At 68.3% G+C, this 22,755-nt stretch carries 22 protein-coding genes; 1 reads left to right on the top strand and 21 read right to left on the bottom strand.

The window, feature by feature from the left end:
- Nucleotides 1–320 precede the first annotated feature (320 nt).
- Nucleotides 321–1,094 carry a type III secretion protein BopE gene (locus RZR99_RS00170; RefSeq protein ID WP_323117711.1) on the top strand — a complete coding sequence of 258 codons (774 nt, stop codon included), beginning with the start codon at nucleotides 321–323 and terminating at the stop codon, nucleotides 1,092–1,094.
- A 163-nt stretch (nucleotides 1,095–1,257) separates the two neighbouring features.
- Here RZR99_RS00170 and RZR99_RS00165 read toward each other — a convergent pair whose 3' ends face one another.
- The 21 genes from RZR99_RS00165 to RZR99_RS00065 form a co-directional block, all read right to left on the bottom strand.
- Nucleotides 1,258–1,791: a lytic transglycosylase domain-containing protein gene (locus RZR99_RS00165; RefSeq protein WP_407655378.1), complete on the bottom strand. Its 534-nt coding sequence runs from the start codon at nucleotides 1,789–1,791 to the stop codon at nucleotides 1,258–1,260.
- Nucleotides 1,788–2,069 carry an acyl carrier protein gene (locus RZR99_RS00160; protein ID WP_323117710.1) on the bottom strand — a complete coding sequence of 94 codons (282 nt, stop codon included), beginning with the start codon at nucleotides 2,067–2,069 and terminating at the stop codon, nucleotides 1,788–1,790. Before RZR99_RS00160 ends, RZR99_RS00165 begins: the two co-directional genes overlap by 4 nt.
- Nucleotides 2,066–4,129 carry a hypothetical protein gene (locus tag RZR99_RS00155; RefSeq protein WP_323117709.1) on the bottom strand — a complete coding sequence of 688 codons (2,064 nt, stop codon included), beginning with the start codon at nucleotides 4,127–4,129 and terminating at the stop codon, nucleotides 2,066–2,068. Before RZR99_RS00155 ends, RZR99_RS00160 begins: the two co-directional genes overlap by 4 nt.
- An 83-nt stretch (nucleotides 4,130–4,212) precedes the next feature.
- Nucleotides 4,213–5,154, bottom strand: a complete 942-nt coding sequence (gene sctA, locus RZR99_RS00150; protein ID WP_323118006.1) for a type III secretion system needle tip protein SctA — start codon at nucleotides 5,152–5,154, stop codon at nucleotides 4,213–4,215.
- A gap of 59 nt (nucleotides 5,155–5,213) precedes the next feature.
- Nucleotides 5,214–5,504: an H-NS histone family protein gene (locus tag RZR99_RS00145; protein WP_323117708.1), complete on the bottom strand. Its 291-nt coding sequence runs from the start codon at nucleotides 5,502–5,504 to the stop codon at nucleotides 5,214–5,216.
- Between the two features lie 78 nt (nucleotides 5,505–5,582).
- On the bottom strand, nucleotides 5,583–6,842 hold the full coding sequence (locus tag RZR99_RS00140; protein ID WP_323117707.1) for an IpaC/SipC family type III secretion system effector: 1,260 nt from the start codon (nucleotides 6,840–6,842) through the stop codon (nucleotides 5,583–5,585).
- A 41-nt stretch (nucleotides 6,843–6,883) separates the two neighbouring features.
- Nucleotides 6,884–8,764 (bottom strand): type III secretion system translocon subunit SctE, encoded by a 1,881-nt coding sequence (gene sctE, locus RZR99_RS00135; protein WP_323117706.1) that lies wholly within the window; start codon nucleotides 8,762–8,764, stop codon nucleotides 6,884–6,886.
- Between the two features lie 18 nt (nucleotides 8,765–8,782).
- Entirely contained in the window at nucleotides 8,783–9,304 is a 522-nt protein-coding gene (gene sicA / locus RZR99_RS00130) for a type III secretion system translocator chaperone SicA (RefSeq protein WP_323117705.1), read from the bottom strand.
- Between the two features lie 126 nt (nucleotides 9,305–9,430).
- Nucleotides 9,431–10,567 carry an EscU/YscU/HrcU family type III secretion system export apparatus switch protein gene (locus RZR99_RS00125; protein WP_323117704.1) on the bottom strand — a complete coding sequence of 379 codons (1,137 nt, stop codon included), beginning with the start codon at nucleotides 10,565–10,567 and terminating at the stop codon, nucleotides 9,431–9,433.
- 3 nt (nucleotides 10,568–10,570) lie between these two features.
- Nucleotides 10,571–11,326: a type III secretion system export apparatus subunit SctT gene (gene sctT / locus RZR99_RS00120; RefSeq protein ID WP_323117703.1), complete on the bottom strand. Its 756-nt coding sequence runs from the start codon at nucleotides 11,324–11,326 to the stop codon at nucleotides 10,571–10,573.
- 30 nt (nucleotides 11,327–11,356) lie between these two features.
- The gene (gene bsaX, locus RZR99_RS00115) at nucleotides 11,357–11,611 is read right to left on the bottom strand and encodes a SctS family type III secretion system export apparatus subunit BsaX (RefSeq protein WP_323117702.1); all 255 of its coding nucleotides are present in this window, start codon (nucleotides 11,609–11,611) and stop codon (nucleotides 11,357–11,359) included.
- 31 nt (nucleotides 11,612–11,642) lie between these two features.
- A complete protein-coding gene (locus tag RZR99_RS00110) occupies nucleotides 11,643–12,323 on the bottom strand; it encodes an EscR/YscR/HrcR family type III secretion system export apparatus protein (protein WP_323117701.1) in 681 nt (226 codons plus the stop codon).
- Complete coding sequence (sctQ, locus tag RZR99_RS00105; RefSeq protein ID WP_323117700.1) at nucleotides 12,313–13,272, bottom strand: type III secretion system cytoplasmic ring protein SctQ; 960 nt, start codon at nucleotides 13,270–13,272, stop codon at nucleotides 12,313–12,315. The genes RZR99_RS00110 and sctQ overlap by 11 nt, the downstream gene beginning before the upstream one ends.
- Complete coding sequence (locus RZR99_RS00100) at nucleotides 13,269–14,453, bottom strand: SpaN/EivJ family type III secretion system needle length determinant (protein ID WP_323117699.1); 1,185 nt, start codon at nucleotides 14,451–14,453, stop codon at nucleotides 13,269–13,271. The genes sctQ and RZR99_RS00100 overlap by 4 nt, the downstream gene beginning before the upstream one ends.
- The gene (locus RZR99_RS00095) at nucleotides 14,431–14,895 is read right to left on the bottom strand and encodes a BsaT protein (protein WP_323117698.1); all 465 of its coding nucleotides are present in this window, start codon (nucleotides 14,893–14,895) and stop codon (nucleotides 14,431–14,433) included. The genes RZR99_RS00100 and RZR99_RS00095 overlap by 23 nt, the downstream gene beginning before the upstream one ends.
- The gene (gene sctN / locus RZR99_RS00090) at nucleotides 14,892–16,202 is read right to left on the bottom strand and encodes a type III secretion system ATPase SctN (RefSeq protein ID WP_323117697.1); all 1,311 of its coding nucleotides are present in this window, start codon (nucleotides 16,200–16,202) and stop codon (nucleotides 14,892–14,894) included. The genes RZR99_RS00095 and sctN overlap by 4 nt, the downstream gene beginning before the upstream one ends.
- On the bottom strand, nucleotides 16,199–16,606 hold the full coding sequence (locus tag RZR99_RS00085) for an InvB/SpaK family type III secretion system chaperone (protein ID WP_323117696.1): 408 nt from the start codon (nucleotides 16,604–16,606) through the stop codon (nucleotides 16,199–16,201). Before RZR99_RS00085 ends, sctN begins: the two co-directional genes overlap by 4 nt.
- Before the next feature lie 12 nt (nucleotides 16,607–16,618).
- A complete protein-coding gene (locus tag RZR99_RS00080) occupies nucleotides 16,619–18,676 on the bottom strand; it encodes an EscV/YscV/HrcV family type III secretion system export apparatus protein (RefSeq protein ID WP_323117695.1) in 2,058 nt (685 codons plus the stop codon).
- Between the two features lie 36 nt (nucleotides 18,677–18,712).
- Nucleotides 18,713–19,840: a type III secretion system gatekeeper subunit SctW gene (gene sctW, locus RZR99_RS00075; protein WP_323117694.1), complete on the bottom strand. Its 1,128-nt coding sequence runs from the start codon at nucleotides 19,838–19,840 to the stop codon at nucleotides 18,713–18,715.
- A complete protein-coding gene (sctC, locus tag RZR99_RS00070; protein WP_323117693.1) occupies nucleotides 19,837–21,663 on the bottom strand; it encodes a type III secretion system outer membrane ring subunit SctC in 1,827 nt (608 codons plus the stop codon). Before sctC ends, sctW begins: the two co-directional genes overlap by 4 nt.
- Nucleotides 21,660–22,436: a helix-turn-helix domain-containing protein gene (locus RZR99_RS00065; protein WP_323118005.1), complete on the bottom strand. Its 777-nt coding sequence runs from the start codon at nucleotides 22,434–22,436 to the stop codon at nucleotides 21,660–21,662. Before RZR99_RS00065 ends, sctC begins: the two co-directional genes overlap by 4 nt.
- Nucleotides 22,437–22,755 lie beyond the last annotated feature (319 nt).

Here is a 22,755-nt window from a genome sequence, read left to right as displayed (position 1 = left end):
CCGCCTGAGCGGCGGCCTCTTCGTGTCGAGCCGGGGATCGGATGCGGGCCTTCCGGCGGCTCCGGCGAACCCCTCATCCAAGCCTGTCGACATGGAGGTCGATGCTGAATAGATTCATCCGCGGTGGCTTGCAGATTCCGATCAGGCGATGACACGCGCGGCGCGGCGATTCGGATGATCAATTTATGGAATCGGTCCCTGTGATCCGTTTCATAGAATTCTCACGATCCGGTCATTCGTTCGCGTCTCGCGTGGATGCGTCCCGATCGCGCGCGGTCGTGAACGTCCCGGATTCCTTCCCATTCAATCGAGAGCACGACATGACCTACAACCCGAGAATCGGCGGATTCACGCACACCAGCAAGACTTCGTTCGGTGTTCACGTCAAGCGTTGCGACGCGCAGCCGCGCACATCGTTCGCACAGCAGGTCAAGCGCATCTTCAGCAGGATCGGCGAAGCGCTCGGCCGTTTGTTCCGCTGCGGCGCGTCGTCCGACTCATCCGGTCGGGTCAAGCTGAAGGACGTTCGCTACGTGGGCAGCGTCCGCCCGGACGGCGATCGCAAGCAGGAGATCCGGCATTTTCTCGATGCGTCGGCCAGGCAGGTCGCCGACAAAATGAAAAACGACATCCAGCGCGATCCGGAATTCGGCCGGCAGGTCTGCGAGGCGACGCTCTGCGCGATCTACAGCGAGGCGAAAGACCGGTTCTGCATGGACCCGGCCACACGTGCGGGCGACGCGCGGTCCGCCTATGTCGCCGCGCTCGGCGACGCGGCGCGCACGATCGGCTTGCCGGGCAGCGATCGGCAAGGCGTCTTCACGCCGAGCGGCGCGGGAACGAATCCCGTCTGCACGGAACTCTGGATCGAGGCGTACGCGCTGATGGGCGCCGAACTGGCGGCAAGCCCGGATTGCCGTGCGCTGCAAGGGTACGCGCGCCAACAGGCGGTCGACATCATCGCGGCCGCCGCGCCGGCCGACCGCGCCGACGCGCTCGTCCGCTTCCAGCAGGCGGTACGGGAACTCGACGACGCACACCGTCCGGCGGCAGGCGACGCATCGCGCGCATCAGGCGCACCGGACGCGGCATGACGAAACGGGCGCGCCCCGGATCACGATCGGGGGCGCGCCCGTTGGCGGCGATCGCCCCGACGAGTCGGGCCGCGAGACGGTGGATGAAGCGGCCGAGGTCGCGCCGCATCGGCGCGTCCCGCCCGATTCCGTCGGCACGGCGATCCGCCGCGACGCGCGCGCCTCACTCCAGCGACACCGCCTCGACCACGAGGGCGGGCGCGTGCCCGCCCTTCGCGGGCGTCGTTTGTCGCATCGCGGTCCGGTTCTCCCAGGGGCGCGCCAGATAGATGTCGTAAATCGCGCGCGCGTACCGATCTCGCAATTCAGGCGTGGTCGAGTGATACGCGCCGACCGCGCGCCATGTCGCGCCATACAGATCGATCTGCCGGCGCAGCAGCGCCGCGCCGACGCGCGCGTTGACCGACGCGTCGTCCAGGCCGCGCCGGTCGATGCCCGCATCGCGCAACGCGGGGAAATGCACCGAATTGATCTGCATCAGGCCCACGTCGACCGACCCGTTCCGATTGCGATGCAGCGCGCGGGGATTCAATCCCGATTCGTAGTACGCGATCGAGCGCAGCACATCGGCGTTGACGCGATACCGCCGCGCGGCATCCGCGACGCAATCCGCATGCGCGACGCCGATCCCCGACGTCATGCCGATCGCGAACGCCGCCGCGATGCGCATCACCCGCGCGCGGCCGCGCGCCGTCACGGCGCGGCCCTTTCGTTCGGCGGCGTCGCCGCGTCGAGCCACGCCGCGACGTCGGCGACCGTCGCGACGTCGGCCAGGCGCGCGCGATCCAACTGGATGTTCCACCGCGCGTCGAGTTCCATCGCCAGTTCGATCAGTTCCAGCGAATCCATCGCGAGATCCTCGATCAGCCGCTGATCGGGCGAAATGCGCGCCGCCGGCACGCAAAGCATGCCGGACAGCATGCCGGTCACCTCGGCGAGCGCGGCCACGTCGTTCCGATGCGATTCCGCCGTCATCGCGCCGTCCCGCCGTCGATCGAATCCGCCCAGCCGACGCGCGTCGGCCCTTCGGTCGTCACGATCCGGTCGGCGGGCCGCACGGTCGGAAACACCTTCGCCGGCGCCCGGACGTTCATCGTTTCGGGTGCGCCGGTCGGCGGCGCATCATCGTCGACGAGCGGATAGCGCCCCGCCCGCTCCAGTTGCGCCCGGTTCATTCGACGTGGCTCGACGGCGCGCGGCGCGGATGCCGGCGGCGCCGCGTGCGCGTCGCCAACCGGTCGGCCGGGTTCAACCAACCGATCCGCCGCACTCCCCGGCACGGATGCCGCGGCGGGTGTGTCGCGCCCTGGAACGGCAAGCGAATCGCCCGAGCCGGGCCGCGCCGTCGCGCCCGATGACGCATCGCCGCTCGCCTTGACCCACCCGCCGCGCAGCGAGTCGCGCAACCACCCACCGATGACCGTCGGCCCGTTCGCCCGCGCATGCGAGCCGGGACGCGGTTCGACGGCTCCGGCGCTGCCCGAGGATGCATTCGGCGTATTCGGCGTGTTCGGTGCTTCCGCGCCGCCTCGCCCCACGGCGTCGGCGCGCGACGCGCCCGCCACGCGCGGGCCGACCCGACTGAACGGGTCCAATCGCGTCGCGCCTTCGGTGGTCCTGACGATCGGATCGTGTTGTCCCATTCGCCACCCGCCGTCGACGGCAGGTCGCCACGCCCCGTTCCGCGCGCCATCGACGCCGATGCCGTTTCCGCCGGCCGGCAGCCGAGACGTCGATACGCCCCCCGCCACGTGGCGCGTCGACGACGCCGGCGGATCGGCGCGCGACGTGACACGCGGATCGGCGGGCGCCTCGATTCGCCCATCCGCCCGAGTCTCGGCGAACGACGAGGTCGGCGCGTCACCGAACCTCCGATGCGTCGAATGCGCGCGCGTCGCGCCGGACGATCCGGCCACGCCCGGCCCGGCTCCCTCGGCGGGCCGCGCGGCCTCGGGCGCGCGACTCGACTCCATCCGAGTCAGCAGCGCATCCATCATCCGCCCGAGATCCCCGACCAGACGCTCGAGCCCGTCGAGATTCACATTGACGGTGTTGTAGTTGTTGACGACCACGGGCGAAACAGGCCCCGTCGCGTTCGGCGACGCCGGCTCGCCGCCCGGTGGACGCGGGCAGCCCGGCTCGGGCGGGGCCATTCTCCGCGCGACGCCGTTGAGCAGTTGGTCGGTGCGTCCGAGCAGATCGAGCGTGGTGCCCGCCATGTCGACGAGATTCGTCGCATGACGCGCGCCGAGCGCGAAGCGCTGCGCGACGGCCGCCATTCTGAGCTGCGCGTCGCCGCCATGCCGGTTCACCATGCCGTTGACCCGAACCTCGCCGTCCATCCGACCGCCGAGCCGCGCGGATACGAGGTCCGCCGCCGCCGCGTCGCCGCGTTCGCGCGCATGGCCGAACATCGCGTCCGCGACGCCGTCGTCCCGCAGCAATGCGGCGACGCACTCGCAAAGCGTTCGATAGGACTTGTTTCCCTCGACGCACAGATCCCGGAGCCTGACGCCGGGCCGCGCGGCCGCCGTCAGAAACGAAGCGAGCGCCTTGCCGATCGACGCGAACGCATCGGGCGCGCGCGCATCGTCCACCGTCAGGTGCAACGCATGGACGGTCAGCGCGAGATGATCGAGCGCGCGGCGATCGTGATCGTTCAATTGCGCGACGAACGCGCTCAGCGCGCCGCCATGATCGGCCGCCAGCGCATTCAAATGCGCGCGTGCCTGTTCGAGCGACGTCGCGCCGTGCGGCGCGGCGTCCCGCTCAGCCGACGCCGGCGACTCGCGCGGATTGCGCGACGATACGGCCGCGAGCCGCTGCCGGAACGATTGCGCCGGCGCGCGTCCGGCGCGGCCGGCTTGCGCGTCGCCCGCCCCGCCGAGGTTCGGCATGCTGTGGCGACGCGCGCTCGTCACGCGCGCCACGTCCGCCGCGAGGACGCCGCCGGAATCGGACGCGCGGCGCGCACCGCCGCGAATGGCGGGCGGCGCGCCGTGAGTGCGTGAAGCGGGATCAATGGGCGGCGGCATGGAAAGGCATCCTCAATTCGATTCGTGGAAAGGGGGGCGGCAATCGGCCGCCCGGAAATTGGCCAACGGCGGCGCGGCCGCGCTCAGATCTGCAAATAGCTTTTCGCGGTATCCATCAGCGTCGAGATCGCGCCGCTCAATACCTTGACGAGATTGTCGAAATTCGAGTTCTGATGGGAATACTTTTCGACGAGCGTCTGGACGTCGTTCTGGATGTTGTCCTTCTGACCGGAGAACGCGGTGTTCCAGGCCTGATAGCGCGCGGTGTCCCAGACCACGTCGCTGCTGTCGGGCAGCGAATCGCGCATCTTCTCCAGCTTGTCCGGATTGATCGTGACGACACCCGTGTCGCTGATCGTGACGGCGTCCCCCAGTTCCTTGCGCCAGCGGGCGATATCCGCTCCCTTCGGCAATTGCATGGTCGGCAACTGCTTGATGACGTCATCCAACAGTTGCCGGATCGCATGACCGTCGATCTTCATGTTCTTGTCGTCTTTCGCCGAGATGTAGTCCTGCAGCTTGCTCATCACGTCGGCGACGCGCTCGAAATATTTCGTCAGCCCCTCGACGATGCGCGCGTAGGCGTCGATATCGGATTTGCCCTGTCCGATCACGTCCACGAGCCCCTGCAGGATCGGGTCCGGCTGAACGCCGCCGAGGCTCCCGCCGCCCGCCTCGAGCGGATGGCCGAGATGGTTCGCTTCCCAGCGCTCGAGCAGATTCCGCTGCGCGAGCGCGAGGCCGCGCACCGCGAGGCGCGCGGAATCGAACACGGACGGGTCCGCGCCGCGCCCCGCCGTCAACCGGCCGTCGGCCAGCTCCGGCAGCCTGCTCCCCTCGAACGCGTCGAGCATCGCGCCCAGCTTGCGTTCCACCCCGTCCCGGGCGTGACTCACCGCGCCGGCATCGTCGTCCGGCACCGTCGGCGCGCGATCCGCCTCGACGGACGCCGCCGGCGCGAGCGCCGCCAGCGCCTGCCAATCCCGCGCCGCCAGCGCGCGTCCCATGTCAACGTTGATCTGCATCATGTGTCACCTTCCTGTCAGCGGTTTCATCGACGGCGGGCGACACGGCGCGCCCACCGTCATTCGATCAAGAATTCATCGCGGTTTCGGCCGCGAATCCATTTCGGCGCAACGCCGCGCCCTGTCCACGTCGCGCCGGTCTCGGGATCGCGGTATTTCGGCTTGACCGGCCCGCGTTTGGGTTGAGCCGACGTCTTCCGATACCCGAATATCTCGTACGCCGTGAGACCGTATTCGCGCACCTTCGCTCGCACGTCGTCGATCACGGCCTGCAATTCGGCGCGCCGCGCGTCTTCCGCTTGCGCGCTCAACGCTTCGGCGCGCGCCTTCAATTCCTTGTATGTCCCCATACCCTCGATCCCTGGAATGCCGATCTTAGAGATCGGCATCGCGGCCCGCTTGCATAAAAACACCACCGGCCGCGACGTTCAGGCGCGCAGGCCGTTCGCCACCTGCGCGGCCACCGCGTTGTCGTTCGCCACCTGACTCTTCGCGGCGTCGAGCGCCTTCTGCGCGGCCTCGCGGCCACGGTGCGCCGCCTCGTCGCGCGCGCTCGCCGCCGCCATCGCCGTTTGCTGCGCGCTCTCGTCCTCTTTCTGTTCGGCCCGCTCCGCGCCCTGCTGCTGCGCCGATGCGCCGTCGATCTGATTCTTGCCGACCAGGCCGCCCGACTGGATCAACTCGCCCTTCATCTGCTGACGGCCCGCCTTGACCAGGCTCTGCTCGTGCCGCAAGCCATGCATGTCGATCCGGTTCTGACGGGCGGGCGCCTCCAGCGACAGCACGTCCTCGTGCGCGCCGCGCAACGACGCTTCGCCCGCGTCGATATCGTGGCGCACCGTCTCGCCGGTATCGCGCTTGATCTTGACGGGCGACGCCTCGGCCTTCGGCAGCACCGGTTCGCTCATGCCGCGCAATTCGAGCGACTGCGACGCGTGGAACTGCTTGAGTTCCGCTTGCGGCTTCAGTTCGTTCTCGATCGACATCGATTTCGTGTTCAAGCCTTTCATCTGCTGAAAGGCGCCGCCGAGCGACGTCGTCGCCTGCAATGCGCCGCCCGAGATCGCGGCCGTCATCTGCGCGTTCCCGATGCTGCGATCCTGCTGAGCCGCGCTCATCATCGCGTCATGCGCGAGCGTCGTGAGCTTGCCTTGCATCACGAGATCCGACTGCACGTTCTTCTGCAACGCCGACCCGAACGCGAGCATCGCGCTGAATGCCGCATCGTCCGCGAACGAGAAACCCGGCGGCCGTTCGGCCGGCGCGCGACTCGCATGCCCGTCGACGCCCGGCTCGATCGCCCGGGCCGCATCGCCCCGCCCAGCTTGGACGCGCGATACGTGACGCTGGACCAGCGCGTCGTGCACGCCCGTCACGACCGGCGTCTGGCTCGCGGCGAACCGTTTGTGCTCGCGCTCCATGCCGGCGACCGTCGAGCGATCCGTCTCGCGCGGATGCGCGGACGGCTTCGGCCGAGTCAGTTCGATCCGCGGCCCGGTCGCGCCGGCGTCGCCCGCCGGCGATGCGCCGACGCCGACGACGGCGGCGAGCGCCGCATCCGTGCGCACCAATCGGTTGCCGTCGCGGCCGGCCGCGTTGCCGGTTGCGATCGACGCTTCCGCGTCGGCGCGCCGGGTGGATTCAGCGGCATTGACGTTGACGCCGCTGCCCTGCACCGTGAATGACATAGATACCTCCTCGATTTTGCTAATGAGCGGAATCGCCCGCGCTACACCGCACGGACATTGCGCAGAACCAGCTTGCCCGTCGCCGTTTCCATCTCGCCGGCGTCCGACATGTCCTGCATCAGTTGCGCCAGCACGCGGTTGTGCTCGGCAAACGTCTCGACCGCCTGCTTCAGCAGATCGCCGATCAACTTGATGTCGTAGATCGCCTCCTTGACATCGGCGAGCAGATTCATCGCTTTCGCGCGTTCGATCCCGACGGCGATGCCGCCCCCCGCCTGCGACACCTGGTTGCCGACGCCCAGCACGGTGCTCGCCTTGTCGAGTCGGGTGCCGAGCAGCATGCCCTCTTCCTGCGTCTCGACGCCGAGCGCGCGCCGCATCCGCGTCATCGCCGTCGCGGTGCGCGAGCCCAGCGCCTGAAGCCCCGATTCCTCGGAAAATCGCTCGATCATCTGCACGAGCATCTTGCCGATCGCCGAGTCCATCAGCTTCGTCAACTGGCCCGCGACGGCGTCGATCACCTTCGACGCCACGGCCTTCACGGCCGACGCGCCGACGAAGGCCGCGGCGACGAGCGCGACGCCCGTCACGACGGCACCGAGGATGGCGCCGGCCAGTTCGGCCTTTTGCTGATCGACGCCGCATGCGACGAGCGCCTTCGTGATCAACGACGAGATAACGTTCATCAACGGCTTCAGGATCGCGTCCATCACCGGCTGCATCAGCTTGTCCATGAACGACACCCCGGTCGCCGCGCGGCCGATCTCGTCGCCGACCGCGAGCGCGAGACCCACCGCCGCCAGCGCGAGGCTCGCGCCGCCCGTGAACGCGGCCGCCGCGACACTCACCGCCGTGATGACCCAGCCGATGATCTTGCCGATGCAGCCCATCGTCTTCTGCATGTCCTCGGCTTTCTTCACCTGCGCCTGATAGTCGTCGGATTTCTTTTGCAGTTCGGCTTCGCGTTTCGCCTGCATCTCGGTGAACAGCTTCTGCTTCGATTCGAGTTCCTCGACGTTCCCCGACGAAATCAGCGCCTGCAACTTGCCGAGCACGGCCGTCAGTTCGGCCGCGCCGCTCAGCGCCGGCGGCGCGGCGCGCAACGGCGCCCCCGCGCCGTATTGCGCCACCGCCCGATTCACCGCGTCGTCGACGCGCTGCTCGGAAGCCCGCGCCTGCTCCGCGAGCGCGATGGACGCGTCGAGCCGCGCATTCGCGTCGGACTGCAGCGCATCCGCCCGGCCGTGCCATTCGCCGGCCTCCCGGCGCGCCGCATCGAGCGCCGCTTTCAGCGCCTTCAGTTGATCGTCTGGCAAACCTTGCTTGACTGCATCGTGATAGCGCTGCCGCGCGGCTTCCGCCGCGGCGTCGGCGGCCCGTGCGTCGGCGCCGGCCTGCCGCGCCGCCGACGCCGCGCGCTCCGCCGCGTCGGCGGCGGTCTTCGCGTCGTCCGTCGCGCGTCGAAACGCGTCCGAAAGGTGCGTCAAGCCGTCCTGCGCGGCCTTCGACATCTGATTCCAGATGTCGGAGCGCTGCTTCAATTCCTGCAGGCTGCTCGCGCTGATGACGCTCATCAGCGCGCCGAGCAATGCCGTCAGCTTCGCCGCCCCGGTCATGCCGCCGTTATCCCGGGGCGCGTCGCCCGGCGCCGCATCGGGCGGCGGCGCTCCGGGTTCGCCGGGTTCGCGCAACTCGGGCGCGCCGTCGAGCCGCGCGCCGGCCGGGGCCGGGTCCGCGTCGTATTGCGACGACGCCAGCCGGGACATCCGCGCGATGAAATCCTGCTGCGCGGCGGAGACCACGTCGACGTATGCCTGAGGCGACAACGCGCCGAGGCCGGACGCCGCGTCGCGCAGCGGATGAGTTTGATACGCGTTGGCGTTGGCGTTGGCGGACGCTCCGCCCTGCACTCCGGTAGGCATACGTTCAGCTCCTGTTGGCTAGTTGTCGACCCCGGCCGACGCCGGCGCGGCGTCCGGCGGGGCGCTCACTTCATCGAGGCCCGCGAGATAGGACTCGGCCTTTTGCCTGAGACGGTCGTCGCGCGCCTGTTCGGCCACGACGCCGAAGCACCGGCGCGCGAGCGCCGCCTGCCCCATCTGCAAATGGCATTGACCGGTATGAAACATCGGACGGTAATCGTCCTTCGACAGCGAATAGGCGAGCGCATACAGATCGATCGCCTTCGCGTACTCCTTCTTCAACTGGCAGATCGCCGCCAGTCCCATCGCGTACTCGGCGTTGTAGAAGTCGTAGATGCACAGGAAGCGGAAGAACACCTCCGCGTCGTCGAGCCGCCCCTGCTCATAGAAGCGGTACGCGAACGCATAGATACCGTCCATCAGGTTCTGCGACAACCCGTGCAGATCCTTCAGCGTCGCGCCGTTCTGGACCGCCTCCAGCAGCGCCGCGGCCATGTCCTCGGCTTCCATGTCGTCGATATTCGGATCGGTTTGCGTCATGCCGTCACCTCGTTGAGTTCACCATTCACACAGATTGCGGCGCGCGATTCGGTACCGTCGAATGACAGTTGCCACGTTACGCGCCGTTCGATCGGGAAAATTTCACAAAGCAGTTTTCCCGGGTTGTCAAGTGCCGCGATCATCGGTCTCGGCCCCGTCATCCGCTCGACCGGACAACGTCTCGTCATCCGGCGCCGCGAGCCCCGCCTCCGATGGCGGCATCGGCCCGCCGCGATTCACGGCTTCGACTTCCCGGAGCCAGATCAGCACGCGCATCACGCCGTCGATGTCGTCGGGGCTCACGAAGCTGTAGCGGCGCGGCGAATTGCGGTAGACGGCGCGCGCGAGCGCGACGTTGCGAACGACCGGCACGCCGCTCGCCTCGGCATGCCGGATGACCGCGAGCGCGCGCGCATTGGTTTCGCGTACGGAGACGAAAGGGATCGGCACCACGTCGGGATTCACGTAGATGCCGATCGCGATGTGCGTCGGATTCGCCACGATGAAGTCGGACTGCTCCACGTTCGCCTTGATCTCCTCCGACAGCAGTTCCTGGTGAATCTCCCGGCGCTTGCTCTTGATCTCGTGGCTGCCCTCGCTCTCCTTGTACTCCTGCTTCACCTCGTGCTTGTCCATCTTCAACTCGCGCCGATGCAGGAAGTATTCGAACGCCGCGTCGAGCGTCAGCACCGGCAGCGCGCAAGCCAGGAACAGCAGCACGAGCCGGATCGTCAGCACCAGCCACATATGGCCGAGCAACGCGGGGCGCGCGCGAAACAGCCCGAAGACGTCGCGATGGTAGAGATCGGCGAACACCCGCACGGTGACCGCCAGCACGGCGACGTAGAGCAGCGCTTTCGCGACGTCCTTGACCGATCGCCAACTGAACAGACGCTTCATGCCCTTGATCGGATCGAGCGCCTCGAAATCGAAGCGAATCGCGTCGACGGCCAACGTGAAGCGGCTTTGCAGCAGCGACGGCAGCACGCCCGCGACCGCGCAGATCAGGACGAACGGCCCGGCGATCCCGAGGAACCGCTTCGCCCAGGCCAACGCGTAGGCGCTCGGATCGGGATAGGCGGCCGTCGTCGCCATGCGGACGAATTCGGCCATCACGCGCGTCAGGTCGACCAGGACGGAAGCCGACACGGTCCCCACGGCGACGACCGCCAGCGCGACCAGGTCGCGGGACTTGAAGGTCTGGCCTTTCTTCGCGGCGTCGCGCAGTTTCTTCGCGGTGGGTTGTTCGGTTTTCTCCGCCATCGCTCACCTCGCCAACGCGTCGAAAGGATGAACGCGCAACAACGCAGTCAATTCATGCGGCGCCGCGTAGACGAAGTAGAGATGGAACACCGCGAAGGCGACAAGACTCTTGACCGTCAACGACAACGAGAACGCATTGACTTGCGGACAGAACCGCGAGAACAAACCGAGCAGCGCATCGGTCAGGAACATCACGATCAACACCGGCGCGGCGAGCGCGAGCCCGTGGGCGACGAGATCGTCGAGCAGCGCGCCGACGCGCACCAGATCGACATGGAACAGCGCCCCCGCCGGCACCGTCGCGTAGCTCGCCTCGAGCGCCTCGACGATCGTCAACATGCCGCCTTGCTGCAGGAACGCGGCCGCGTAGAACAGACTCACGAACGGCGCGAGCACCGACGCCTCGACGCCCGTCGCCGGATCGATCGAGTCGCTGATCGTCGCGCCGCGCTGGTTGTCGATCAATTCGCCGATCGTCGCCGCCACCCAGAACGGCAGCGACAACGCGACGCCGAGCACGAGGCCCGCGCCCGCCTCGGTCATCGCCATGCCGAGCAGCCCGCGGCCCGGCGGATGGGGATGACCGATGCTCGGCCACATGCCGAGGATGACGGCGAACACGATCGTGTTCTTCACGAAACCGTTGACGATCGTCCGATCGTTCAGGAACGGCAACAGATAGAACACCGGCGCGATCCTCGCGTAGGCAAGCGCGATCGCGCCCGCATGCCGGTAGAACGCTTCCATCGTGGCATCCATCGTCTGAGGTCGGGGACGGCGCGCGACGGCTCAGCGCAGGCCGATCGCCAGCATCTCGGCCGCGAACGCGAGCAGCTTGCCGCCGATCCAGCCGGACAGCATCATCAGACAGCCGAACACCGCCAGCATCTTCAGGCCGAACGGCAAGGTCTGTTCCTGCAGTTGGGTCACCGTCTGGAACAAGCCGATCGCGAGGCCCACGATGGTCGCGACCGCGACGGGAGCCGCGGACAGCAAAATCACGAGCAGAATCGCCTTGTCGCCTGCGTAAGTCAGTTCGGCCATGGTTCGGGCTCCTCGAAAAACCGCGTCGCGGTCACTGCATCAGATTCAGGTATTGCTCGATCAAGCCCTTGCAGATCAGGGTCCAGCCGTCCATCGCGACGAACAGGATCAGCTTGATCGGCACCGAGATCGTCACGGGGCTCATCATCATCATGCCGAGCGCGAGCAGCACGCTCGACACGAGCAGGTCGACGACGAGGAACGGCAAATACAGATAGAAGCCGATCTTGAAGGCGCTCTTGATTTCGGTCAGCGCATAGGCGGGCAACAGCGCGAACAGCGAGTTGTCGAAACCGTCCGGCGCATCGTCCGCGTCGGCGTCGTCCGCGTCGTCGCCTTTCAGGCGGGCGGCCTGCGCGTGCTCGAAGAAGCCGACGAGCGCCGGGTCCGCGTAGCGCGCGAGATAGCGCTTGTAGCTGCCGAGGCCGCCGTCGATGAAGTCGTTGACCGACGCGCCGTTCATCACGTCCAGCGGGCGATGTTCCAGGTATCGATAGGCGCTCTGCGCGACGGGCATCATCACGAACAGCGACATGATCAGCGCGATGCTGTTGAGCGCGAGATTCGACGGCACCTGCTGAATGCCCAGCGCATTGCGCACGAGCACCAGCACGATCGAGAACTTGATGAAGCACGAGCCCGACGCGACGATGAACGGCACGAGCGTCGCCGCGGACAACAGGACGATCAGCGCGATTTCGTTATTCGCCATCGCGCGCCACCGGTTTCGCTCGCCACAGCGACGTCACCTCGACCGCGAGCCGTTCGCCGACCTGGATCAATTCCCCACGGCCGAACGGCTGCCCATTCGCGCGGATCGTCACCTCGCCCGGCGTCCCGCCCAGCGGCAACACCATGCCCGCATGACAGCCGGCGAGCCGCGCGACCGTCACGCGCTCGTGATGCAACGTGAATTCCAGCGTGACGGGCAACGCTTCGACGTCGAAAAGCGGCGGCGCACCGGGGTCCGCGTCGACAGGTTCGTCCACGGCCGTCCACTCGTCGTCCGCCTCGTCGTCAATCCGTTCGTTCAACATGATGGTCTCTCCTTCCCAACGAAATTCACACAATGCCCGCGCACCGATCCGGACGACGTTGCGCGGCGCGCGGACCAGCAGCGCGTCGCCCGGCGCGACGGCGGGCAGCAGCGCGAGCGGCAGACGCGTCTCGCCGATCACGAAACGCATGACGAGCGGCAGCGCGCCGACGTCGGCGACGACGCGCGGCGCGAGCGCCTCGTGCGGAAACGCGCGGAACAACGCGCGGGCGCGATCGGGCGCGTCGAAGCACAGCAGCGGCGCCGGGCGCGGCGGCGCCTCGACGAACTCGGCGAGCCGCGCCCGGGTCCAGCCGTCGGGCGGCGCCGGCAACGCGGCGGCGGCCGCCGGTCCGCTCAGCCAATCCGATACGTAGCGCCTGTCGAACGCGCGCCAGGCGAGCGCGCCGAGCGACGGATGACACAGCCGCATCAGATCGTCGACGTCGACCCAGCCGTCGTACTCGACGTCGCGCCAAACCGCCCGCACCACCGCGTAGCCGCGCGGCGGCGAGGTCCGGCGCAGCGCGACGCGCTGGCCCGCCGCGCGCAGCGCGCGAGCGCTCCGGTACAACGCCAAATCGGCGGGCGCGACGGCGCGCAATGAGGGGTAGCGCGGGTTCATCGTTCGTCCGGCTCCGGTTCCTGATGCGCGCGACGCCAAGGCGCGCGACGGTCGCCGTCGTCGGGCCGGCGGTCGAATTCGACGGTCCAGCCCGGCGTCAATCGATCGGCGCTGTGCGCCATGGCCTGCCGCACCCGTTCGTGGCCGGGCTGCGCCGTGACGACGCGGGACGTGTCGTGCAGATCGAAACGCAGCTCGACGGCCGGCCGACCGGCCCATGAATTGAAGCGGTAACGCACTCGCGTGCCCGGCGCTTCGCCGACGTCGCGCGCGTCCGCCCGCGCCGGATCGGGGAGCGACTCGCGAGGCGCCGGCCGTGATGCGTGATGTCCGCTCGCGTGGTCCGTGCGCGGCCGAAGCGGCATATCCGGCGCGGCCCGCGCGAAAACGCCGGCCGCGCCGTCGCCCGCCGCGCCGGCGTCGTCGCGCGCGTCACGTCCCGGCCGCGCGCCCGCCGTTCGCGCGGCGCGAGGCGTCGGCAACGCCGGCCGCTCCGCCCCACGCGACATCGCGTCGCCGCGCACGGCAGCCGCGGAGGACGACGGCGACGCCGCGCCGCCGGCCGCCGCCACCGCAAGCGGGGCGGCCGGCGGCGCCGGAACGGACGGCGCAGCCGCCCCGACTTGTCCGCCCGGCGGCTCCCGCGTCGCCCGGGCCACCGGCCCGAATGGGATGGTCTGCCCGACGGCCGGACGAGAAATCCGAGGATGAGCCGCCGCAGCCGCCGCGGGCTCGCCCGTTGCATCGCGCATCCCCGCCCGCGGCGCCGCTTCGGCATGCACCGCCTCACCGGGTGCCCGGGCCGCGCCCGGCCGCATGACGCCGGTTCCCGCCGAGCCGGTTCCTCCCGCGTCGACATCGGCGCCGCCCCCCTGCCCGTCGCCCGGTCCGACGACGAACCGCCAAACGGCCGCGCGCTCGCGCGCCTGGCGCGGCGCGAACGGCCACCCTGCGGCGGCGAACGGTTCGCCTTCGTGTCGCCGCCGCTTACCGGACGGTCCGCGGCACGTGTCCGCGTCGTCGCGATCCCGTCGGTCGCCGGACTCGTCGAGCGCCGCGCGGCATTGCTCGCGATACGCCGCCTGCAGATCGGACATCCGTTCACTACCGCCCGATTCGGCGCCCGCCGCCGGATCGCCCCCGGCGCCGTGCGGCGCGTTAGTGTGGGTGATTGCTGCCATGACTCCCTCCTTCCATGACGTCCGCCTCGTCGATCGCATCGCGCCGCCGCTCGCGCGCCTTCTCGCGCGCCGCGAGCCAATCGCGATGCTTGCCGCGACGCCGCTCGAGCGCCCGCGCCGCGCCGAGATCCGCGCGCAACGCCTGATCGGCCGTCTGTCTCTGCTCGATCAACGTGTCGATTTCGACTTGCTGGCAGGTGATATCGAAGCGGAGCGTCGCCTGCTTGCCGCGCACGCGCATCAATTCGCAGTGCGCATACGTGGTGGGCGGCACGCCCGCCGCGAGTCGCTCGCCCAGTCGCGCGATCGACGCGCGCCGCTCGGCGATCCGCGCATCGAACTCCGACAGCGCGCGCCGCCCGCGCTCTACTTGACGGCGCAAGGCCTCGCCGCGCCGGTCGAGCACCGCGAGCAGGCGACGCGCACTGTCCAGTCGGCTCATGACACGGCCTCGCGCATCTGCGCGATCGCCGCATCGAAATCCGACGCCTCGTCGACCGCCTGCTGCAGAAAGGCGTCGAGCGCCGGACGCCGGTCGAGCGCGTCGTCGTTGTCCGGATTCTCGCCGCGCCGGTATTCGCCGAGATCGAGGAACACCTGCATGTCGTCGATCCGCGCGAGGTGCTGCCTGAAGCGTCTCGCCAGCGCGCGATGCGGCCCGTCGGCGATCTCGTCGAACAACCGGCTCGCGCTCTTCAGCACATCGATCGCCGGAAAATGTCCTCGCGCGCCGAGCGTTCGGCTCAGATACACGTGGCCGTCGACGATCGAGCGAATCTCGTCGCCGATGGGATCCGACTCCTCTTCGCTTTCGAGCAACACCGTGTAGAACGCGGTGATGCTGCCCTCGGCCGTTCTCCCCGGCCGCTCGAGCAAACGCGGCAGATGCTCGAAGACCGACGCGGGATAGCCCCGCCGGGCGGGCGCCTCGCCGGTCGCGAGCGCGAGGTCGCGCAGCGCGCGCGCATAGCGGGTCATCGAATCGAGCAGCAGCATCACGTCGCAGCCGAGATCACGAAAGAATTCGGCGATCGTCGTCGCGATCCGCGCCGCGTTGCAGCGATCCACCGACGATCGATCCGACGTCGCGTACACGACGATGGTGCGATCCCGGCTGCCCGAGCGCCGCAGGCGTTCGACGAACGCCGACACCTCGCGCCCGCGCTCGCCGATCAGCGCGACCACATGGACGTCGGCGGCCGCATGCTCGATCAACATGTTCATCAGCGAGGTCTTGCCGCACCCCGCCGCCGCGAAGATGCCGAAACGCTGACCGACGCCGCAGGTCAGCAGTCCGTCGAACGCGCGGATACCGGTCGAGAGCCTCCGTTCGATCGCGCGCCGAACCGCGTAATCGGGCGGCGGCGCGTCGATGGCCATTCGCCGCGCCGCCCCGACCGGGGCCGGCCGGGCCGAACCGAAGGTCTCGACGACCGCGCCGGTCGCGTCGACGACGGTGCCGAGCAGCGCGCGCGACACCTCGATCGTCACCGGTTCGCCGGTCGGCGCGAGCGACACGTGGCGCGACAATCCCGCCGTGTCGCCCAGCACGCTCAGGATCGCCCCGTCCCGCCCGAGGCCGACCACCTGGGCACGGCCGATCACGTCGTCACGCCCCGCCGCCGCGTGAATCGTGCACAGCTCGCCGATCGCCACGTCCGGCAACGGCGCCTCGATGATCGGTCCGTGAATGCGGCGCGGGTGCGCGCGCCGCTTCAACAGCCCGAGCGGATCGCCGGCGGCGTTCATCGTTCGAGGATCTCGTTGACCGCGCACAGATCCGCGTAGAACGTTTCGAGCGCTTCGGTGAAGCGATCGGCGTCCGCGAGATACGGAGGCTCGACCCGGCCGTGCAGAATCAGCGCGTCGTCGACGAGCGACAGCAGCGGCCGCCGCGACGCGAATGCATCGGAGCCGCGCGGCATCTGATACGCGAGCAGATCGAACGCGCAGCGCGCGAGCTGGCTCTCGCCCGCGTAACCGAGCCGGCTCCAGATCGTGACGCGCTCGTCGTCGCGTTCGACGAACATTTCCGGCATCGAATGGAAGGCGATGCAGACCGGCGCTTGCGCGTCGAACTCATCGGCGAGTGCCTCGCCGCACCCCATTTTCTCCATGCTTTCCCTGACGAGCATGACGACATCGACGTTCATCGCTTTCTCTCCTTAGATCGTCTTCAATACATCGATTGCAACGCTGTCGGCGACTTCGCCGAACGACAGCACTTCCAGTTCCGGAAAGCGGCTTTCGATCAGCCGCTTGACGAAACGCCTGACTTCCATCGATGCGAGCAGCACCATGTCGCGCTGCGAGAACCCGGCGCGCGCGAGTTCGAGCGCGAGCCGGTCGAGCAGCTGCTCGCTCGTCGCGGGTTCGAGATTCAGATACGCGCCGCCGGAGGTCTGCCGCACGCCCTTGCCGACCGTGTCCTCGAATTCGGCCGACAGCACCAGCGCGCGCAGCTTGCCGCCGGCCGCGAAGCGATTCGAGATATAGCGGGCCAGCGCCGCGCGCACGTGCTCGACGAGCAGGATCGCGTCCTTCTCCCTCGGCCCCCACTGCGCCAGCGATTCGAGAATCAACTTCATGTTGCGGATCGAGATCTTCTCGGCGAGCAGCCGCTGAAACACCTCGGCAATGCGCTGCACCGAGATGTGCCGATAGCTTTCCTTGATGAGCTCCGGGTACTTCCGGTCCATGTCGTCGAGCAGGCGCTTCGCCTCCTGCACGCCGAAGAATTCCGACACGTTGCTCAGCATCACCGTGAGAAACTGCCCGTACAGGTCATCGATCGCCGGCCGCGTGAGCACGTCCAGCTTCGCGAGCGCGTCGGCTTGCGACGCGCTCACCCAGCACGCGTCGCCCCCCGCGCCGTCCGGGAGCCGGACGACGTCGACGGACAGCCCTTCGAGCGCAAGCGTCGAGCCGACCACGCGCTGCCGGTCGAAGCAAATCGCGAAAGTCGCCGCGCGAATCTCGTTGATGAGCACGATCGCCTCGCGCGCGTCGATCCGCGGCGAATACGCCACTCGAATGTCCGGCAGCCGCAGCCCCATGTCGACGAACGCGCGCCGCCTGAACGCGCCGATCACGTCGTCGCGCTCGAACAGCGGTTGCACAGCCTCGGGCACCATCAACATCAACGGCACCGTCTCCGGGATCAGTGTCTCGACGTCGACGTCGTCCGCGGCGCGGGCACCCGCGTTCCCTCCACCGCTCGCCGCCGCGCCCCCCGCCTTGCCGTCGCGGGCGGTGCCGCCCGGCTTGCGCCACTCGCGCCGCGCGTACATCGCGCCAAGCGCCAGCGCGATCAGCAGGAACACGAGCAGCGGAAAGCCGGGCAACAGACCGATCGCGAGCGCCAGCACGGCCGTGACGGCCAGCACGAACGGATGCGAGAACAACTCGCTGACGATGTTCGCGCCGAGGTTCTTCTCCGACCCGCCCACGCGCGTGACGACGAAACCCGCGCCGATCGCGATCAGCAGCGCGGGAATCTGCGCGACGAGGCCGTCGCCGATCGACAGGATCGTATAGGTGGTCAGCGCCTCGGACACCGACATGCCGTGTTGGGCGACGCCGACCGAGATGCCGCCGATCAGGTTCACGAAGATCACGACGATGCCGGCGATCGCATCGCCCTTGATGAACTTCATCGCCCCGTCGAACGACCCGTAAAGCTGACTCTCGCGCTCCAGCGCCGAGCGGCGGGCCTTCACGCCTTCGTTGTCGATGACGCCGGCGCGCAAGTCCGCGTCGATGCTCATCTGCTTGCCCGGCATCGCGTCGAGCGAGAAGCGGGCCGCGACTTCCGCGACGCGCTCCGAGCCCTTGGTGATGACGATGAACTGCACGATCGTGACGATCACGAACACGACGAAGCCGACGACGAGGTTGTCTCCGATCACGAATTGGCCGAAGGTCGTGATGATCTTGCCGCCTTCCGCCGTGAGCAGGATCATCCGGCTCGTGCTGATCGACAACGCGAGCCGGAACAGGGTCGTGATCAGCAGGATCGACGGGAACGTCGAGAACTCGAGGATGTTGACGATGTAAAACGACCCCATGAACACGAGCAAGGCCGTCACGATGTTGAAGCCGATGAGGAAATCGAGCACGTAAGGCGGCAGCGGCACGATCAGCATCGCGATCACGAGCACCATCAGGCACAGGACGATCAGTTCGGGATGGGCTTGAGCCTTGATCAGCAGATTCTTCAGCATGGCATTCGGCGGAGGGAAAGGGCGGCCTCGCACGGGTCAGTCCGTCCCGGCGCGCGGACGCGCCTGACGCCGTTCGCGCGCGTGCATCGCGCCGATCAGATCCTCGATCGCGCCGAGCGCGGCGCGGCGCGCGTCGGCGTCGCCGTAGAGCGCGATCGGCACCCCCGAGAACGCCCGCAGCGCGAGCTGCAGCAACTGCGCGCGGCGCGCCGCCGCGAGTGGTTCGAGCAAATCGCCGCAGGTGCGCAGCAATACGTCGGCCATCGAGAACGGCCGTTGCAAGCCGCCCAGCATCATCGCGAGCGCGCGATCCTCGGTCAGTCCGCAGTCGCGCGCGAGCGCGTCGCCGAGCAGCCGGCCGGTAAACAAGTCGTCCGCCGACGACACCGTGCGCGCGTGATGGAGGATCCCGAGCAACGGGCCGAATTCCGCCGGGCAACGGCAGCTCGGATCGAGCGACTGCATGTCGTAGCTCAAGGCCGCACTCACGTAGTCGAGTATCCGCTTGCGTCGGCTCGCGCCGAACTGCTCGATCCAATCCTCGTAGACGACGAGCGGCGAGCCGTCGAATTCGAGGAACTGTCGGTACAGTTCGCGCAACCGGCGCGGATCGAGCTGCATCCGCGCGCCGAACAGCTTCGCCTTCAGCGCCGCGTTGATGCCCGCCTTGACGTGCTTGTCGTCGCCGTCCGCGAGCAACGCCTCGATGGCCTGCTCGACGACGTCGACGCGTTCGCCGTCGAGACGCCGCCGCCTGCGCAGCTCGCGCAGCGCGAGCAGCAGGTCGCTCGCATCGCGAAAGCGCTCGCGCGCCTCCCGCAGCCACGCGGCGAGGCCGCCCCGGTCGCCTCGGACGCCGCCGCGGCCGAGCAACGCGTCGAGCGCGTCAAGCTTCTCGTCGGCGTCGGTATCGAGAATGCGCTCGAGATCGTCGCTGCGACGGCCCTTGCGCTCCGACAGGCGGAAGCGGCCGGCCAGCGCCGCGCTCGCCGACTCCTCGTCGACATCGGCGAGCCGCGCCTGCATGTCGGCCGCGCCCGCCGCGACCGCTTGCGATTCGTCGTCGAGCGGCGGCTCCGCGTCGAGACGGTTCGCCGTGCCGAGACCGTCCTGCACGATACCGCGACGCGGCGCCGAGCCGCCACCGCCGATGATCGAACTCATTGCGCGTCCTCCCTGTACGGCTTCAGCATTTGCACCGTCGCGCGCAGCGTCGCGTTGTCGGCCGGATTCCCGGACGTCCAGGGCTGCCCGTCCGGCCAAGCGGCGCCCGCGCGCAGCAGCTTCGGCTGAATCAGGAACACTCGCACGACCTGCTCGTGGCGATCCGAATGCCCGCGAAACAGTCCGCCGATGAGCGGGATGCTCGCGAGCCCGGGAATGCGGAACGCACGCCGCGTCACGTCGTCTCGCGTGTTGCCGCCGATGAGCAGACTCATCTCGTGCGGCACGCGCGCGACCGTGTTGATCTCGGTGCGGTTGACGAGCGGCATCGTGTTGTTGTCGACCACGATCTGGCCGTCGCTCGTCGCGCCGTCGGTGTTGCCGTCCTCGATGTCGACGATCATCTCGACTTGCGATGCATCGCGCGTCAAGCGCGGCAGCACGTTGACGAGGGTGCCGTAGGTCACGTGATCGAGCTGCACCGCGCGCTCGCCGATCAGCTTCGCGTAGAAGGTCTGGTTGCTGTCGAAGGTGGCCGGAACGTTCTCCTGGGTGAGCAGGATCGGCCGCGAAACCACCGTTGCATCGCCGGTCTGGCTGAGCGCCGTCACGGATGCGAGGAACTTCGTGCCGTCGAGCGTCGTCACGTTGCCGTTGCGGCCGCCGGTGTTGAATCCCACGCCGATCCCCGGCGCGTTGAGCGCGCCCTGCCAGTCGATGCCCAATTGATCGAGCCGGCTTTTCCGGATGTCGATGATCCAGAGCGACAACTCGATCTGCCGCTTCTCCACGTCGAGCGACCGGATCAGCGCCTCCATGTCCTGCACCTTGTCGAGCCGTCCCACGAGAATCACGCTGTTCGTGTCCGGATACGCCACCGCGCGCACGCCGTCCGACGCGGGAATCGCGAAGCCGCCCGCCGCCGCCGGCTGCGTGGGCACGTCCGCGCCGGGTGCCGTCGACGCCCCGCCGTCGGCGGGCGCGGGCAGCGCGCCGGCGAGCGAAAACGGCGCGCCGCGCGGCGCGCTCGCGGCGGCCGCGGGCGACGGCGCGGCCGCCTGGCCGCGCCGCGCCGGCCCGAAGATCCGGCCGAGGACGGTCGCCATCCCCGGGATGTCGATCTCCTTGTCGCGCAGCGTGTACTGACGATCGACGACGAAGCTGTTGTGCAGCGGGACGACCCGGACGACCTGCTTGTCGCTTGCCTCGTTCGAGCGCACCGCGTCGAGATAGCGCGCCGCGGCCACGACGAGATTCACATAGACGGGTGCGCCCGTCACATAGAACGTACTGCTCAAATCATCGCCGCGCACGGGAAAGCGCGGATCGTAGAGCCGCGTCTCGCGGATGAAATCGCGCAGGTTGCGAACGTTCGCGTGCTGCATCGACACGACGGCGTTCTTGATCTCGGCGTTGTCGTAGACATAGATCGACGCGCCGTCGTCATACCAGAGCAGCGACATCGTGTCCGCGAGCTGTCCGAGCAGCGCGCGGGGGCGGGTCAGATCGAATTCGCCCGTCACGTGCTTGCGGCGGACCTTCTCGCTCGCGACGACCGGTTTGCGCAACCGGCCCGACAGCGCGTTGAGCAGCACGCTGATGCTCGCGTCGTTGGCAACGAAGTGCCGCGCGTCGCGGCCCTGCGCGCTCGCCGGCTGCGCCGCCGCGCCCGCGTCGCCGGCGGTATCGAGCGGCGAGAACGCCGCGCTCGCATCGTCCCCCGGCGCGGCATCGGGCGGCGGCGCGGCCAGCACGGCGCCCGCCGTCAACAGCCACACCGCGAGCGCCATCGACCACCGCCCCGCCTTGTCCGCTTTCGTCATCGGTTCGCATCCTCTGATGCCTTGCGGCGGAACCGGCACGGCGAGATGCCGAACAGTTCCTTGATCTCCCGGGAAAAGTGGGAGGACGATGCAAAGCCGTTGCTCATCGCCACCTCGGTCATGCTCTCGCGGCCCTCGACCACCTCCAGCACCGCCTGCGCCGCCCGCCATTGCCGCAGCTCGCGCTTCAGGCCGCGACCGAGCGCCTGCCGGCACAGCCGGCGAAAATGCGACTCCGACACGCCATACCGCGCGGCGAGCACGGCGACCGGCTGCGGACTCGCGCGCTCGCTCAGCAGAAAGCGCACGAGTCCGTAACTCTCCTGTGCGCGCAGGAACGCGAGGAGCGGAACGGCGTCGGGCGACGCGTCCATCACGCGAGCGATCAGCCAGCGATCGAATTTCCAGATACTCAGATCGCCGGGGGCACCCGCCACCGCGCCGTCCGACGTCATCGGCCGATGGTCCCGATCACCGCCGTCCGGATCGGCGCGGCTTTCCAGGAACGCGAGTAGTTTGGCCGCTTCGAATAACGGGACGTCATGAAAACGCCACGCACCTTCCCGCGAAACGATCTGAATCCGGTCGCCTCCGGCAATCAACGCCGATCGATTTCCGTCGATCTCGATTTCACGAGAGACCCCGGAGAGCGCAATGTCCAATTTGACGCATTCCGTAACCGGCTTGAGCAGTTTGATTACCGGCCCGGAAAATAACTTCGATTTCCCAGGCGACACCACCATGCAATCGAACTTACTGAATCTACTGACCATCGCGCGCTCCTCGATATCCGGATCGATCTGCCGATACGGCATTCCGCGTCCTCACAGTTGCGCAGACTAATCACGAGAAATCATTCGATCAAGCGAAAAACTCCGGATTGATGAAAACTCAATAAATTAATATTTATTCATCGATCGATAATCTTTCTTCAAGCCCGAATTCAGGAATTTTCAGAGCGATTCATAGCGGGGCGGCCCGCCCCGCCGTATATTGGGTCCATCCGGCCGGCATCCGGCTCGGCAACGAACCTATCGCACGACAGGCTCGTTTTCTCCCGGCATCCGGTTTCCGATCACGCACCGGATACGC

It is taken from the genome of Burkholderia alba (assembly GCF_034721475.1).
Taxonomy (GTDB): domain Bacteria; phylum Pseudomonadota; class Gammaproteobacteria; order Burkholderiales; family Burkholderiaceae; genus Burkholderia; species Burkholderia alba.
Note: the sequence above shows the minus strand (reverse complement) of the source record. Positions and strands in the feature narration are given on the sequence as shown.

Bases quoted from the DNA above. Each gene is read 5' to 3' on its own strand.
- RZR99_RS00170 (WP_323117711.1), top strand. From the start codon at position 321: ATGACCTACAACCCGAGAATCGGCGGATTCACGCACACCAGCAAGACT.
- RZR99_RS00160 (WP_323117710.1), bottom strand. From the start codon at position 2,069: ATGACGGCGGAATCGCATCGGAACGACGTGGCCGCGCTCGCCGAGGTG.
- RZR99_RS00155 (WP_323117709.1), bottom strand. From the start codon at position 4,129: ATGCCGCCGCCCATTGATCCCGCTTCACGCACTCACGGCGCGCCGCCC.
- sctA (WP_323118006.1), bottom strand. From the start codon at position 5,154: ATGCAGATCAACGTTGACATGGGACGCGCGCTGGCGGCGCGGGATTGG.
- RZR99_RS00145 (WP_323117708.1), bottom strand. From the start codon at position 5,504: ATGGGGACATACAAGGAATTGAAGGCGCGCGCCGAAGCGTTGAGCGCG.
- RZR99_RS00140 (WP_323117707.1), bottom strand. From the start codon at position 6,842: ATGTCATTCACGGTGCAGGGCAGCGGCGTCAACGTCAATGCCGCTGAA.
- sctE (WP_323117706.1), bottom strand. From the start codon at position 8,764: ATGCCTACCGGAGTGCAGGGCGGAGCGTCCGCCAACGCCAACGCCAAC.
- sicA (WP_323117705.1), bottom strand. From the start codon at position 9,304: ATGACGCAAACCGATCCGAATATCGACGACATGGAAGCCGAGGACATG.
- RZR99_RS00125 (WP_323117704.1), bottom strand. From the start codon at position 10,567: ATGGCGGAGAAAACCGAACAACCCACCGCGAAGAAACTGCGCGACGCC.
- sctT (WP_323117703.1), bottom strand. From the start codon at position 11,326: ATGGATGCCACGATGGAAGCGTTCTACCGGCATGCGGGCGCGATCGCG.
- bsaX (WP_323117702.1), bottom strand. From the start codon at position 11,611: ATGGCCGAACTGACTTACGCAGGCGACAAGGCGATTCTGCTCGTGATT.
- RZR99_RS00110 (WP_323117701.1), bottom strand. From the start codon at position 12,323: ATGGCGAATAACGAAATCGCGCTGATCGTCCTGTTGTCCGCGGCGACG.
- sctQ (WP_323117700.1), bottom strand. From the start codon at position 13,272: ATGAACCCGCGCTACCCCTCATTGCGCGCCGTCGCGCCCGCCGATTTG.
- RZR99_RS00100 (WP_323117699.1), bottom strand. From the start codon at position 14,453: ATGGCAGCAATCACCCACACTAACGCGCCGCACGGCGCCGGGGGCGAT.
- RZR99_RS00095 (WP_323117698.1), bottom strand. From the start codon at position 14,895: ATGAGCCGACTGGACAGTGCGCGTCGCCTGCTCGCGGTGCTCGACCGG.
- sctN (WP_323117697.1), bottom strand. From the start codon at position 16,202: ATGAACGCCGCCGGCGATCCGCTCGGGCTGTTGAAGCGGCGCGCGCAC.
- RZR99_RS00085 (WP_323117696.1), bottom strand. From the start codon at position 16,606: ATGAACGTCGATGTCGTCATGCTCGTCAGGGAAAGCATGGAGAAAATG.
- RZR99_RS00080 (WP_323117695.1), bottom strand. From the start codon at position 18,676: ATGCTGAAGAATCTGCTGATCAAGGCTCAAGCCCATCCCGAACTGATC.
- sctW (WP_323117694.1), bottom strand. From the start codon at position 19,840: ATGAGTTCGATCATCGGCGGTGGCGGCTCGGCGCCGCGTCGCGGTATC.
- sctC (WP_323117693.1), bottom strand. From the start codon at position 21,663: ATGACGAAAGCGGACAAGGCGGGGCGGTGGTCGATGGCGCTCGCGGTG.
- RZR99_RS00065 (WP_323118005.1), bottom strand. From the start codon at position 22,436: ATGGTCAGTAGATTCAGTAAGTTCGATTGCATGGTGGTGTCGCCTGGG.